At 73.9% G+C, this 13,427-nt stretch carries 14 protein-coding genes; 8 read left to right on the top strand and 6 right to left on the bottom strand.

Features of this window, described 5'->3' with window-relative positions; genetic code table 11:
* Positions 1-33 precede the first annotated feature (33 nt).
* Together KV557_RS27800 and KV557_RS27795 are read left to right on the top strand one after the other, a co-directional pair.
* Positions 34-3,411, top strand: coding sequence for an error-prone DNA polymerase (locus KV557_RS27800; RefSeq protein ID WP_218204256.1), 3,378 nt, complete (start codon positions 34-36; stop codon positions 3,409-3,411).
* Positions 3,412-3,443: 32 nt separating this feature from the next.
* The gene (locus tag KV557_RS27795; RefSeq protein ID WP_218204255.1) at positions 3,444-4,076 is read left to right on the top strand and encodes a DUF4232 domain-containing protein; all 633 of its coding nucleotides are present in this window, start codon (positions 3,444-3,446) and stop codon (positions 4,074-4,076) included.
* A 96-nt stretch (positions 4,077-4,172) separates the two neighbouring features.
* Here KV557_RS27795 and KV557_RS27790 read toward each other — a convergent pair whose 3' ends face one another.
* Positions 4,173-5,000 (bottom strand): TIGR03084 family metal-binding protein, encoded by an 828-nt coding sequence (locus KV557_RS27790; protein ID WP_218204254.1) that lies wholly within the window; start codon positions 4,998-5,000, stop codon positions 4,173-4,175.
* 216 nt (positions 5,001-5,216) lie between these two features.
* On the opposite strand from KV557_RS27790, the gene KV557_RS27785 reads away from it, so the two are divergent.
* Positions 5,217-6,041: a helix-turn-helix transcriptional regulator gene (locus KV557_RS27785; RefSeq protein WP_218204253.1), complete on the top strand. Its 825-nt coding sequence runs from the start codon at positions 5,217-5,219 to the stop codon at positions 6,039-6,041.
* Here the strand turns inward: KV557_RS27785 and KV557_RS27780 are convergent.
* From KV557_RS27780 to KV557_RS27770, 3 genes are all read right to left on the bottom strand, one after another.
* Entirely contained in the window at positions 6,034-7,569 is a 1,536-nt protein-coding gene (locus tag KV557_RS27780) for an AMP-binding protein (protein WP_218204252.1), read from the bottom strand. The two genes, KV557_RS27785 and KV557_RS27780, sit on opposite strands and share 8 nt — an antisense overlap.
* 135 nt (positions 7,570-7,704) lie before the next feature.
* A complete protein-coding gene (locus tag KV557_RS27775; protein WP_218204308.1) occupies positions 7,705-8,079 on the bottom strand; it encodes a MerR family transcriptional regulator in 375 nt (124 codons plus the stop codon).
* A gap of 82 nt (positions 8,080-8,161) precedes the next feature.
* Positions 8,162-8,926: an SDR family NAD(P)-dependent oxidoreductase gene (locus KV557_RS27770; protein ID WP_218204251.1), complete on the bottom strand. Its 765-nt coding sequence runs from the start codon at positions 8,924-8,926 to the stop codon at positions 8,162-8,164.
* Between the two features lie 162 nt (positions 8,927-9,088).
* On the opposite strand from KV557_RS27770, the gene KV557_RS27765 reads away from it, so the two are divergent.
* The 4 genes from KV557_RS27765 to KV557_RS27750 all read left to right on the top strand — a co-directional run bounded on the left by KV557_RS27765 (position 9,089) and on the right by KV557_RS27750 (position 11,436).
* Positions 9,089-9,547, top strand: coding sequence for a group II truncated hemoglobin (locus KV557_RS27765; protein WP_218204250.1), 459 nt, complete (start codon positions 9,089-9,091; stop codon positions 9,545-9,547).
* The gene (locus KV557_RS27760; RefSeq protein WP_308130103.1) at positions 9,544-10,119 is read left to right on the top strand and encodes a GNAT family N-acetyltransferase; all 576 of its coding nucleotides are present in this window, start codon (positions 9,544-9,546) and stop codon (positions 10,117-10,119) included. Before KV557_RS27765 ends, KV557_RS27760 begins: the two co-directional genes overlap by 4 nt.
* 5 nt (positions 10,120-10,124) lie before the next feature.
* Positions 10,125-10,508, top strand: a complete 384-nt coding sequence (locus KV557_RS27755) for a VOC family protein (RefSeq protein WP_218204249.1) — start codon at positions 10,125-10,127, stop codon at positions 10,506-10,508.
* Positions 10,509-10,788: 280 nt separating this feature from the next.
* Complete coding sequence (locus tag KV557_RS27750; RefSeq protein WP_218204248.1) at positions 10,789-11,436, top strand: NAD(P)-dependent oxidoreductase; 648 nt, start codon at positions 10,789-10,791, stop codon at positions 11,434-11,436.
* Between the two features lie 54 nt (positions 11,437-11,490).
* Here KV557_RS27750 and KV557_RS27745 read toward each other — a convergent pair whose 3' ends face one another.
* Positions 11,491-12,273, bottom strand: coding sequence for a dioxygenase family protein (locus KV557_RS27745; RefSeq protein WP_218204247.1), 783 nt, complete (start codon positions 12,271-12,273; stop codon positions 11,491-11,493).
* A 128-nt stretch (positions 12,274-12,401) separates the two neighbouring features.
* Here KV557_RS27745 and KV557_RS27740 point away from each other — a divergent pair, with 128 nt between their 5' ends.
* Entirely contained in the window at positions 12,402-12,878 is a 477-nt protein-coding gene (locus KV557_RS27740) for a MarR family winged helix-turn-helix transcriptional regulator (protein WP_218204246.1), read from the top strand.
* Positions 12,879-12,915: 37 nt separating this feature from the next.
* On the opposite strand, the gene KV557_RS27735 is transcribed toward KV557_RS27740, so the two are convergent.
* On the bottom strand, positions 12,916-13,427 hold a 512-nt coding region (locus KV557_RS27735), incomplete at its 5' end, for a PucR family transcriptional regulator (protein WP_256178041.1).

The raw sequence follows: 13,427 nt of genomic DNA, 5'->3' as shown, positions 1-13,427 counted from the left end.
GCAGCAAGAGCACGAGAACGAAGGCAACCCCCGATGGGCTTCACCAGCCACCCCACCCTCCCCTGGAGCGAGCTGCACCGCCGTCTGACCGGCGCCGCCCCGGGCGCCGTCGTACCGCTCCACCGCCCCGCCCGGGACGGGAACGCCCCACGCCCCGCCCGGGACAAGGACGCCCCGCGCCCCGCCACCCCCGAGAAAGGCAGCGAACCCTGGGCCGAGTTGCACGTCCACTCCGCGTTCAGCTTCCTGGACGGCGCCAGCGACCCGGAGGACCTGGTCGCCGAGGCGGCCCGGCTGGGCGTGGAGACGCTGGCGATCACCGACCACGACGGCCTCTACGGCGCGGTCCGGCTCGCCGAGGCGGCCCGGGGGACGGGCGTCGACACCGCGTTCGGCGCCGAACTGACGATCCGTCACTCGCCGGACAGCGGCAACGTCGAACACTTGCTGATCCTCGCCCGCGACCCCGCCGGCTACCGCCGTCTCTCCGCCGCAATCGCCGCCGCCCAGCTGGCCGGTGGCGCGAAGGGCCGCCCGGCGTACGACGTCGAGGCGCTGGCCGCGGCGCACGGCGGCCACTGGGCGGTGCTCACCGGCTGCCGCCTCGGCCGCGTCCCCGCCGCCCTGAACAGCCACGTCCCCGCTGTCCTCAACGGCCGTACCCCCGCCGCCCCGAACAGCCGCACCCCCGCTGCCCTCAACCGCCACGTCCCCGCCGCCCCGAACCGCCGCGCCCCCACAGCCCCAAACACCATCAACAACCCCGAGCACCAACTCCGCACCCTCGCCGAGCTGTTCGGCCGCGAGAACGTCCACGTCGAGCTGATCGACCAGTGGCTCCCCGGCGACGACCGGCGCAACGACGCCCTCGCGGCGCTCGCCGCCCGCCTGCGCCTGCCCGTCGTCGCCTCCACCAACGCCCACCACGCCGGCCCGGCCCAGGGCCGCCTCGCGCAGAGCCTCGCCGCGCTGCACGAGCGCCGCACCCTCCAGGACGCGGCCGGCTGGACGCAGGCGGCCGGCACCGCGCACCTGCGCTCGGGCCGCGAGATGGCCGGCCGGCTGGCCCGCTTCCCGGGCGTGCAGCGGGCCACCGCCGAGCTCGGCCGGGCCTGCGCCTTCGACTTCGCCAAGCTGGATCCGGAGCTGCCCGGCTTCCCTGTCCCGGAGGGCGAGACCGAGATCAGCCACCTGCGCGCCCTGGTCGCGGCCGGCGGCCCGGCCCGGTTCGGGCCCGGCAACGCGGCCGCCCGGCGCCAACTGGCCCGGGAGCTGGACGTCATCGAGGACCTCGACCTGGCCGGCTACTTCCTGATCGTGCACGACATCGTCGACTTCTGCCGGCGCGAGGACATCTGGTGCCAGGGCCGCGGTTCGGCCGCCAACTCGGCGGTCTGCTTCGCCCTCGGGATCACCGCGGTCGACCCGATCCACTACAAGCTGCTCTTCGAGCGCTTCCTCTCCACCGCCCGGGACGGGCCGCCCGACATCGACCTGGACATCGAGAACCGCCGCCGCGAGGAGGTCATCCAGTACGTCTACCGCCGCTACGGCCGTGAGCACGCCGCCCAGGTGGCCAACGTGATCACCTACCGGCCCCGGCTGGCGATCCGTGACGCCGCCCGGGTGCTCGGCTACCCGCAGGGGCAGGTGGACGCGTTCAGCCGGCAGACCGACTTCCGCTCGGCGCCCGGCGCGGATGCCGTCATCCCCGCCGACGTGCTCTCGCTTGCCACCCAACTGCACGGCCTGCCACGCCACTTGGGCATCCACTCGGGCGGCATGGTGCTCACCAGGGAGCCGATCGGCGAGATCTGCCCGACCGAGTGGGCCCGGATGCCGGGGCGTTCCGTCCTGCAGTGGGACAAGGAGTCCACGGCCGGCGCCGGGCTGGTGAAGATCGACCTGCTCGGCCTCGGCATGCTCGCCGCGCTGCACGACACCTGCGACCTGATCAACGAACACCACGGTCTGCGCTACGACTTGGCGACCATCCCGGACGACGACGCGGGCGTCTACGCGATGCTGCGGCGGGCCGACACCGTCGGCGTGTTCCAGGTCGAGTCGCGGGCGCAGATGGCGACGCTGCCCCGGCTCAAGCCGGACCACTTCTACGACCTGGTGGTCGAGGTCGCGCTGATCCGGCCCGGCCCGATCCAGGGCGGCTCCGTCCACCCGTACCTGCGCCGCCGGGCTGGTGTCGAACCGGCCGGCTGCCCGCACCCGTTGATGGAGAAGGCGCTCGGCAAGACCCTCGGGGTGCCGCTGTTCCAGGAGCAGATGATGCAACTGGCCATCGACTGCGCCGGGTTCACGCCCGCCGAGTCGGACCGGCTGCGGCAGGCGATGGGCGCCAAGCGCTCCCACGAGCGGGTCGCCCGGCTGCGCGAGCGGCTGCTGAGCGGGATGGCCGAGCGCGGCATCCCCGAGGAGGTCGCCGAGGACGTCTACGGCAAGATCGAGGCGTTCTCCAACTACGGCTTCCCGGAGAGCCACGCGATCAGCTTCGCCTACCTCGTGTACGCGAGCGCCTGGCTCAAGTACCACTTCCCGGCGGCCTTCACCTGTGCCCTGCTGGCCAACCAGCCGATGGGCTTCTACTCGCCGCTCAGCCTGGTCTCGGACGCCCGGCGGCACGGCGTCCGGGTGCGCGGGGTGGACGTCAACGCCAGTGCGGCGCGGCCCACTCTGGAGCCGTACCGGGGGCCGACGCCGACCCCGCCGCTCACCGCGGGCCGCCCGCAGCCGGCGATCCGGCTCGGGCTGGAGGCCGTCCGTGGCATCGGCACCCCGCAGGCCGAGGCGATCGCGGCCGGGCAGCCGTACGCCGACCTGGAGGACTTCGCCCGCCGGACCGGCCTGCCCGCGCCCGTGTTGGAGGCATTGGCGACGGCCGGAGCGTTCGACTGCTTCGGTCTGACGAGACGTCAAGCTCTGTGGTCAGCGGGAGCGTTCGCTGGGATCTCGGCGGATCTGATCCCGGGCACCACGCCCGGCACCGAGGCGCCGCCACTGCCCGGCATGAGCCCGGTCGAGGAGACCATCGCCGACCTGTGGGCCACCGGCACCTCCGCCACCAGCCACCCGCTCCAGCACCTGCGCGCCCACCTGGAACGCGGCGGCGCGTTCTCCGCCGCCCAACTCCCGGACGTCCCACCGGGAACGGCGGTGGTGGTCGGCGGCCTGGTCACCCACCGGCAGCGGCCGCCGACGGCCGGCGGGGTGCTGTTCCTCAGCCTGGAGGACGAGACCGGCCTGATCAACGTGATCTGCAACCGGCCGGTCTGGGAGTCCCAGCGCCGCACCGCCCTCGACCGGGCCGGCCTGCTCGTCCACGGCCACATCGAACGCGACCGCGGCGCCACCAATCTGATCGCCACCCGGCTGACCCCGCTCCGGATCGGGCTCTGACGGGGCCGAGAGTTCGTGTAATGATCAACCCCATGAACGCAACGCCGCCGCCGCACGGAACCCGCCGGATACGCGCGCTCCGCCAGGTGGTTCCGCTGCTGGTCCCGCTGGCGGCGGCCGTGCTCCTGACCGGCTGCGGCAGCACGCACGTGACGGCCGCGGGCGGCGGCCCGGCGCCCACCGCCTCGCCGCAGCCCGGCGCGCCGACCCCCACTGCCACGCCCACCCCCACGCCCGGCTGTTCCGCGGGCGGCGTCTCGCTGGCCGCCGGGGAGGCGGACGCCGCGATGGGCCTGCGGGCGATGACCGTCCGACTCACCAACTGCGGCACCCGTCCGTACACCCTGAACGGCCACCCGGGCGTGCGAGTCCTCAGCGCCGAACGCGCCCCGCTCGACATCGGCGTCCGGCACGGCTCGGCGGGCATCGCGACCGTCGAGGGCTTCGACGCCGCGCCCGCGCCGATGACGCTCCAGCCGCAGGAGGCCGCCGAGTTCAAGCTGCTGTGGCGCAACACCGTGACGGCGGGCGAGAAAGCCGACGGCCGCTACCTCGACATCGCCCCCCAGCCCGGCCGCCCCACCGTCACCGTCCCCGCCGACCTCGACCTCGGCACCACCGGCAAGCTCGGCATCAGCGCCTGGACGAAGGCCCCCGCCCGCTGAGGCCCCGCCCGCTGAGGCCCCCGCCCGCTGAGGCCCCCGCCCGCTGAGGCCCCGCCCACTGAGGCCCCCGCCCGCTGAGCCCGCTAGCTAGCGGGCTCACGAACCGGAGCCCGCCTGCCGCCCCTTGCCGGGTGCGCCTGCGAAGACCTGGGCGATGGGCAGCCACGCGGTCGCGGTGGGGCCGGTGGCGGTGAGGGCGAGGTCGTCCGGGTGGCGGCGCTGGGTGACCAGCAGGCAGAAGTCCAGCGCCGGGCCGCTCACCAGGTCGGCCGCCCCGGCCGGTCCGAGAGCCCACAAGGTACCGTCGGGGGCGGTGAGTTCGAGGCGGATGGGGTCCTGCGGGGCGGGGCGTCCGTGCAGGGTGAAGGCGAAGCCGAGGGTGCGCAGCCCCAGGTGGGCGATGTGCCGCAGCCGGGCGGACGGCTCCCGGGTCACCCCGAGCGCGTCGGCGACGTCCTGGCCGTGCGCCCAGGTCTCCATCAGCCGGGCGGTGACCATCGAGGTGGGCTTCATCGGCGGGCCGAACCACGGCAGTCGGACGTCGGCCGGGGCGGCGGCCAGCGCGGCCTGGACGTCTTCCCGGCCGGCTCGCCAGCGGGCGAGGAGGGCGTGGGGCTCTTCGGTCGAGCCCTCCGCCGCCCCCTCCTCGACCGGGTCCCGGCCGGCCGCGAGGAGGGAGCCGAAGTGGCTGCCGATGGCCGCGGTGAAGGCATCCCCGTCCCGGGCGGAGCAGTTGGTCCAGTCGTCGGTCCAGGCCAGGTGGGCGATCTGGTGCGCGATCGTCCAGCCCTCGGCGGGCGTCGGGCGGGCCCACTCCGCCGCGGGCAACTCGGCCACCAGGGCGTCCAGGACGGCGCTCTCCGCCCGCAGGTCGGCCAGCAGGCCGCGCAGGACGTCCTCCGGGGCGTTCGGGTTCGTCGGCATCGCTTCCCCTTGTCTCGAACGGTCTCGTCGGTTTCGAACGATCTGGTCGGTTTCGAACGGTCTCGATTGGTCTCGATTGGTCTCGAACCGGACCTGTTACCCGCCGGTAATCCCGGGCCGCACCCTATGCCGCGCCCGGCCGCCGCGCCCGCGGTTCCACGAAACACGCACGTCAGGACTCTCGCCACCGGCCGCACCGCATGTGACAATCGCGCGATGACAAGGGCCGCGGACCCCGTTCCCCCTGCGCACCCCGACGTCCCGGACGATCCCAACGTCGCCGTGCGCGCCGCCGAGCTGGTCCGGGACGCCGTGCTCGGCGACCTCGCCCGCCGGGTGGTGGCCGACTGTGGCGCCGACGTCGGCCTGGTCGGCGTGCCGGAGGAACTGCCCGGGTCCGGGGGCCGCAAGCGCGCCGAGGGCATGGTGCTGCGCCACTGGGCCGGCACCCGCGCGGACCTGCTGCACGACCTCCCCGTCCCGGCCGGCCTCGGCCTCGGCGGTCGGGCGCTCGCCGAACGCGCGCCCACCTGGGTGCCCGACTACCGTGCGGCGACGACCATTTCGCACCACTACGACGCGGCCGTCACCGCCGAGGACCTGTACGCGATGCTCACCGTGCCGCTGCTGCACGGCGGCACCGTGCACGGCGTGGTGTACGCCTCGCTGCGCGCCGTCGTGCCGTTCGGGGACGTCCGGATCGCGGCGGTCGGCAAGCTCGCCGCGGCGGCCACCCGGGCGCTCGCCGGCGCGGCGGCCTGGAGCAGCTCGGCAACCCAGTCGCCGCCGACCGCGACGCCCCTGCCACCCCTGCCACCCCCGCCGCCCCGAAAGGCCGTTCCCGCAACGCCGTTGACCCCGCGCGAGCACGAGGTGCTGCGCTGGGCGGCGACCGGCCGGACCAACCCGGAGATCGCCGCCCGGCTCGGCCTCACCTGCAACACCGTGACGGGCTACCTGAAGGCCGCCATGCACAAGCTGGGCGTCCGCAACCGGACCGAACTCGCTCTGGCCGCACGGGAGTCGGGCCTGGTCAGTTAACCTGCCGGTCCCGCCCGCTCCAATACGGCTCGCGCAGCCGGAACTTCTGCAGCTTGCCGGTGGCGGTGCGCGGCAGGCTCTCCCGGAACTCCACCGACGTGGGCGACTTGTAGCCGGCCAGCCGCTGCTTGCAGTGCGCGATCAGCTCGGCCTCGGTGACGTTGCCGCGCCCCTCCCGGAGCACGACCAGCGCCTTGACGGTCTCGCCCCACTTCCCGTCCGGCACGCCGATCACCGCGGCCTCGGCCACCGCCGGGTGGTCGTACAGGCAGTCCTCCACCTCGATCGAGGAGACGTTCTCCCCGCCGCTGATGATGACGTCCTTCTTCCGGTCCGAGATGGTCAGGTAGCCGTCGGTGAGGGTGCCGCCGTCCCCGGTGTGGAACCAGCCGTCCCGGATCGCCTCGGCGGTGGCCTCGGGCTGCTGCCAGTAGCCGTCCAGGACGGTGTTGGAGCGCACCACCACCTCGCCCTGCCCGTCGACCCGCAGTTGGGTGCCGAGCGACGGGGCGCCGGCCTGCACCAGCTTCTCGGCCCGTTCGGTGGCGGGCAGCACGTCCCACTCGGCGCGCGAGCGGTTGACGGTGACCACCGGGGAGGTCTCCGTCAGGCCGTAGAGCTGCATGAACTCCCAGCCCAGTTCGGCCTCGACGCGCTCGACCACGGAGGTCGGCGGCGGGGCGCCCGCGACGATCATCCGCACCCGGTCGCGTCCGGGCACCAGGCCGTCCCAGTCGGCCGCCGCGTCCAGCACCATCTGGACGACCGCGGGCGCGCCGCACAGGAAGGTCACCCCGTGTCGCTCGATCCGGCGCAGGATCTCCGCGCCGTCCACCTTGCGCAGCACGATGTGCCGGGCGCCCAGGCCGGTGAGCGTGAACGGCAGGCCCCAGCCGTTGGCGTGGAACATCGGCAAGGTGTGCAGGTAGACGTCCCGGTCGCAAGCCCCGTAGTGCAGGCCCATGGTCATCGCGTTCAGCCAGATGTTGCGGTGGGTGAGCTGAACGCCCTTGGGGCGGGCGGTGGTTCCGCTGGTGTAGTTGATCGTGGCGGTGTCGTTCTCGGAGATCGCGTACCGGCGGGGGGAGTTGTCGAAGTCGTACAGCAGGGCGTCGCTGTCCGCACCGATCACGAACTTGTGCTTCGCCACCACCCCGCCCAGCGCGTCGGCGAGTTCGGGGTCGACCAGCAGGACGGACGCGCCGCTCTGCTCGACGATGTACGAGACCTCCTCCGCCTTCAGCCGGAAGTTCACCGGCACGAGCACCCGCCCGTACCCGCTGACGCCGAAGAGGGAGGTCATCAGCCGGGCCGAGTTGTGCGACACGACCGCGACCCGCTCGCCCGGCCCGACGCCGAGCCGGTCCAGCCCGGCCGCCTGGGCCCGGGCCAGCTCGGCGACCCGACGGTAGCTCAGCTCGCCCCAGGATTCGGCCGGCTGCACCGGCTCGTCGACGATGCCGACCCGGTCGCCGTAGACCAGCTCGGCCCGGTCGAGGAAGTCCATCACGGAGAGTGGAATCTGCATGCGCCCACTGTCCTCTCCCGGCCGGGCCGTGCACACCCCCGATCGGGGGTGTCACCCGTCAGTGCGGACCCCGTCAGTGCGGACCCCGTCAGTGCAGACCCCGTCCGCGCGGACCCCGCCCGCCTGCACGTCCGCTTACACGTCCGCCTGCACGTCCTCCTGCGTGTCCGCCGCCGCGAGGGCCGCGACCAGCCGGTCCCGGGCCTCCGTCTGGGCGGCGATCCGGTGCTCCAGCACGGCCAGCCGCTCCCGGGCGATCCGCAGCGCCTGCGGGGACGGCGGTCCGGCCAGGACGTCCCCGTCCAAGCAGCCCAGCAGCGGCCGGACGTCCTCCAGGGTGAACCCGGCGGCCACCAGCGCGCGGATGTTGCGCACCCGCACGACCGCTGCCTCGCCGTACTCGCGGTAGCCGTTGGCCGCTCGGTCCGAGGTGATCAGCCCGGCCTGCTCGTAGTGCCGCAGCGCGCGGGCCGTCGTACCCGTCAGTGCCGCCAGCTCACCGATCCGCACCCGTACCGCCACCCGCTCCCTCACCCGGCACCCGCCCCCGTCGCCCGGCACCCGTCCCCGCCGCCCGCGCCCGCCCGGCGCCTCACGAAACGAGCGCACCCCCGTCCACCGACAACACTACGCCGGTGACGAACGAGGCCTGCGGCGCGGCCAGTTGCACGATCGCCCAGGCCACCTCCTCCGGCCGGCCGATCCGGCCCAGCGGGGTGTGCTCGATCTGCCACTTCCGGGTGGCCGCCCGCTGCTCGGGGCTGAACCCGGCGTGGTCGGCGATCGGGGTGTCGATCGCCCCGGGCGCCACCGCCACCACCCGGATGCCGCGCGGCGCCAGCTCCACCGCCCAGCTGCGGGTCACCGTCTCCAGCGCGGCCTTGCTCGCCGCGTACACCGAGTTGGACGGCCAGCCGCGCTGCCCGACGGCGGTGCTGACGTTGACCACCACACCCCGGCTCGCCGCGAGCGCCGGCAGCGCGGCCTGCCCGAGCAGGACCGGCGCGACCAGGTTGGTCGCCAGTAGCGACTCCACGCCCTCCCGGTCGTAGCTGCCGAGGCCCTGCCCGCTGCGGACGATCCCGGCGTTGTTGACCAGCACGTCCAGCCGCCCGTACCGCTCCAGGGTCTCCCCGACGATCGCCTCCGGCGCGTCCGCCCCGGTGAGGTCGGCGACCAGCGGCTCGATCAGCCCGGGGTGGACGGCAGCCGTATCCGCCAGCGGCTCCGGCCGCCGCCCGACCGCCACCACCCGCGCCCCCAGCGCGGCGAACGCCCGCGCCGTCTCCCGCCCGATCCCCGTCCCGGCCCCGGTGACGACGACGACCCGCTGCTCCGCTGTCTCCACAGTGTTCATGCCGTCAGCCTCCAACCCTGCCGCCTGCGTCAAGGTCAAGCGCCGCGGCCGGAGCATTGGCAGAATGCCGACGGCAGGAACGTTGTACGGCAGGAACGTCGTACGGCAGGAACGTCGTACGGCCCGGACACCCCCGGGCCGCCGCACCCACGGGGAGAACCAGTGAGCGACCAACGGCCCGAGAGTCTCTACGAAGCCGTCGGCGGTATCGACGCGCTGCGCCGGCTCAGCAACACCTTCTACGAGGGCGTCCTCGCCGACCCCCTCCTCGAGCCCGTCTTCGCGAACTTCACCACCACCCACATCGAGCACGTCGCCGTCTGGCTGGCCGAGATCTTCGGCGGCCCGGCCCGCTTCACCTCCGACCTCGGCGGACACCAGTCGCTGCTCCGCTCGCACCTCGGCCTGGCCATCACCGAGGAGCAGCGCCTGCGCTGGATGGAGCTGATGACCGCCGCCGTGCAGAAGGAGCTGCCCGACGACGAGTTGCTGCGCCGGCAGGTACTGGAGTACTTCGACTGGGGCACGAAGATCGCCGAGGACGTCTCGGCCTCGCCGGCCGGCACCGACCTCGGCGACCCGGGCCCGACGCCCCGCTGGGGCTGGGACGGCCTCCAGTGACCCTCTCCACCACCGCCCACCCGATAGCCGACGGTCTGCTGCTGCGCCCGTTCACGGACGCGGACGCGCCCGCGCTGATCGAGATCTACCGGGACGAGACGCTGCGCCGCTTCACCCGCATTCCGGTGGACGACGCCGACGAGGCCGCGCGCTGGCTGGACCTGCAGTACCGCGGCTGGTCGAAGGGCTCCCGCTACAGCTTCGCCGTCCTGGACGCGGGGGAGCTGGTCGCCAACGTCGCGCTCAAGCGTGGCACCCCGGGCGGCGAGGCCGCCGAGGTCGGGTACTGGACGGCCGCCACGGCCCGCGGCCGGGGCGTGGCCCCGCGCGCCGTGGAGGCGCTGACGGCCTGGGCGTTCGCCGCGTTCGCCGACGAGGGCCTGGCCCGGATCGACCTGCTGCACCAGGTCGACAACGTCGCCTCCTGCCGGGTGGCGGAGAAGAGCGGGTACGCGTTCCAGGAGGTGCTGACCGCCCTCCCGCCGGAGTTCCCGCTCGACGGCCACCGCCACTCCCGGGATCGCCACTCCCGGAATCGGCTGGACGGATCCGAACGGAGCCGGTCAGAGTAGGGCGCATGGCTTCTCTGGTACGGCATGTGACGATCGATTGCGCGGACCCGCACGCTCTCGCGAGCTTCTGGGCGCAGGCGCTGGACGGCACCCTGGGCGAGGACGACAACCCGGGTGACGAGGAGGCGTTGGTGGAGTCCGCGGGGGCGGCGCTGCTGTTCATCCGGGTGCCCGACGGCAAGTCGGTGAAGAACCGCGTCCACCTGGACCTCCAGCCGCAGGGCCCCCGCGAGGAGGAGGTCGACCGGCTGCTGGCCCTGGGCGCCACCATGCTGGCGGACCGTCGCACCCCGGACGGCCGCGGCTGGGTCACCCTGGCCGACCCGGAGGGCAACGAGTTCTGCGTGGAGCGCAGCCAGGCCGAGCGGGCCGCGACCGGCGACGCCTGACGATCGGGCCCTACCACTCACCCATGGCCGCCCGCCAGGACCACGAGGTCCTGCGCGGGCGGCCGTTCAGTGCCGCGAGGGTGGTTTCGCGTCGTGCGCACGGCGCGAAACCACCCTCGGCCAACCCCGCTGCCCCGCGCAGGCGCCGTCGGGGCGGAATTCCGGCCGCTGCCCGGACTGTCGCAACGGTGATGAGCCACCTGGTTGTCCGATAATCGCCTATGCCTGACGCAAGGTCAGGACCCCTCACACCACCACCGAACGGACAGGCAGGTACCTCATGGCCAGAATCGCCGTTATCGGCGCCAACGGCACCATCGGCAGCGCCGTCGTCACGGAGGCGGTGGCGCGCGGGCACGAGGTCGTGGCCGTCGTCCGCGACCCGGACCGGTATCACGGCGGCGCCGCGGCCGTCGAACGTGGCGACGTTCTGGACCCGGCGGACGTGGCCCGGCTCGCGGCCGGCTGCGACGTCCTGGTGAGCGCCGTCGGCGGTGGCGACGGCCCGGGCCACCTCGCGCTGATCGAGCCGGCCGCCCGGTCGCTGGTCGAGGGCCTGCGCGCGCTCGGCGGCGACGCGCCCCGGCTGATCGCGATCGGCGGGGCGGGCAGCCTGGAGACCGCGCCGGGCCTGCGGCTCTGGGACACCCCGGGGCTGCCGCAGCCGATCCTGCAGATCATGCACGCGCACGGCGCGGCGCTGGACTACTACCGGACGGTCTCCGACGTCCGCTGGACAGTGCTCAGCCCGGCCGCCGAGATCGAGCCGGGGGAGCGGACCGGCCTCTACCGGACGGGCCTGGAGCAGTTGCTCACCAGCGCGGCCGGCCGGAGCTGGATCTCGGTGCCGGACTACGCGGTCGCCCTGGTGGACGAGATCGAGCAGCCCGAGCACATCGGCGAGCGCTTCACCTGCTGCGCGCTCTGAGCTTTCCTGCTGCGCGCTCTGAGGCCTTCGTGCGATCGGGCCTTCGTACGACCGTCAGCCCAGCTGGATCGACCGCTTGGCGAGCCCCATCCAGAACCCGTCGATCACGCTGCGCTGGCTGTCGAGGTCGGCCTCGCCGGCGCCGAGGGTGACGAACAGCGGCGCGAAGTGCTCGGTGCGCGGGTGGGCCAACCGCCCGGCCGGGGCCTTCCGCTCGAAGTCCAGCAGCGCGTCCAGGTCGTGCGCCGCCAGCGCGCGCCGGCCCCAGTCGTCGAACTCGGCCATCACCGAGCTGACCCGGCCGTCGCTGCTGAGCGCCCGCAGGTTGTGGGTGAAGAAGCCGCTGCCGACGATCAGCACGCCCTCGTCGCGCAGCGGGGCGAGCCGGCGGCCGATCTCCATCAGCCGCTGCGGGTCGAGCGTGGGCAGGGAGACCTGGAGGACGGGGACGTCCGCCTCGGGGAACATCTCCACCAGCGGGACGTACGCGCCGTGGTCGAGCCCGCGGTCGGGGATGTCCTGGACGGGCGTGCCGGGGGCGCGCAGCAGCTTGCGCACGCGTTCGGCGAGCTCCGGTGCGCCGGGGGCGGCGTACTGCACCCGGTAGTAGTGCTCGGGGAAGCCCCAGAAGTCGTAGACCAGCGGCACGGTGGTGACGGCGCCGAGCGCGAGCGGGGCCTCCTCCCAGTGGGCGGAGACCATCAGGATCGCCTTGGGCCGGGGCAGGCCGGCGGACCAGGCGGCGAGCTGGCCGGGCCAGACCGGGTCGTCGGCGAGCGGCGGCGCGCCGTGGGAGAGATAGAGGGCGGGCATGCGCTCGGGGGCCGCGGTGCTCATGGCGACTTCCTCGGAAGGGGGCGGACGGCGGAGGCAGTTCAAGGTCGTTCAAGGTAGTTCAACTTTGAACCTCTTGGCTCGACGGTACACCTTGGTTCGAATTTGAACAACAGGAGTAGGCTGCCACCATGTCCTCACCGAACGAACCCCGCTGGCTCGACCAGGACGAGATGGCCGCCTGGCGGGGCTTCGTCGTCGCGAGCAACCTGCTCAACCGCCGGCTGGAGCGCCAGCTCAAGGAGGACTCCGGCCTCTCGCACACCCAGTACGAGATCCTGGTGCACCTCTCCGCCGCCCCGGCCGGCTCGCTGCGGATGACCGAACTGGCCGAGAAGCTGGTCACCTCCAAGAGCGGCCTCACCTACCAGGTCACCCAGTTGGAGCGGATGGGCCTGGTCGGCCGCCGTTCCTGCCCCAGCGACGTGCGCGGCGTGATGGCCGAACTCACCGACCAGGGCCGCGAGGCGGTCCGGCAGGCCGCGCCCGGCCACGTCGCCCTGGTCCGCGAGCTGCTGATCGACGTGCTCACCCGCGAGCAACTCGCCGCCCTGGCCGAGGGGTTGGGTGAGGTCAGCGCCCGGCTGCGCCCGGACGACGTTCCGTAGCCGTGGCCGCCCGTTTCCCCGTGGCGCTGTGCAGCCCCTACCGCGCCGGGGCCGGCTCCGGCGCGCACAGCAGCGCCGCCCGTAGGTCGAGCCGATCCTGGAGGCGGGCCAGGTTGCGTCCGGTCAGCTCCTCGATCCGGCGGATCCGGTAGTGCACAGTATTGACATGTATATGAAGTGACTCCGCCGTCCGCGCCCAGGAGCCGTCGTGGTCCAGGAAGACCGCCAGGGTGCCCAGCAGCGAGACGCTGTTCTCCCGGTCGTGCGCGGCGAGCGGGGCCAGCAGCCGGGCGTGGAACGCGGCCGTCACCTCCGGCGGGATCCCGCGCAACAGCCCGGCCAGCGAGTCGAGTTCGACGGCGCTGCCGACCGGCCCGGCCGAGCCCTCCAGGACGTAGCGGGCCTGCACCAGCGCCGCCCGCAGCGCGGCGGGGGAGGGCGGAGCGGCCGGGCCGACCCCGACCCGCAGGGTGCGCCGCCCGGTCAGCCGGGCCTGGAGCGCGGGCCGGGCCCGGCGCAGCCGCTCGGCGACCCGGTCGGCGGGCGCGG

The organism is Kitasatospora aureofaciens (assembly GCF_019192735.1).
GTDB lineage: Bacteria > Actinomycetota > Actinomycetes > Streptomycetales > Streptomycetaceae > Kitasatospora > Kitasatospora aureofaciens_A.
This window is presented reverse-complemented; position numbering and strand designations above follow the sequence as displayed.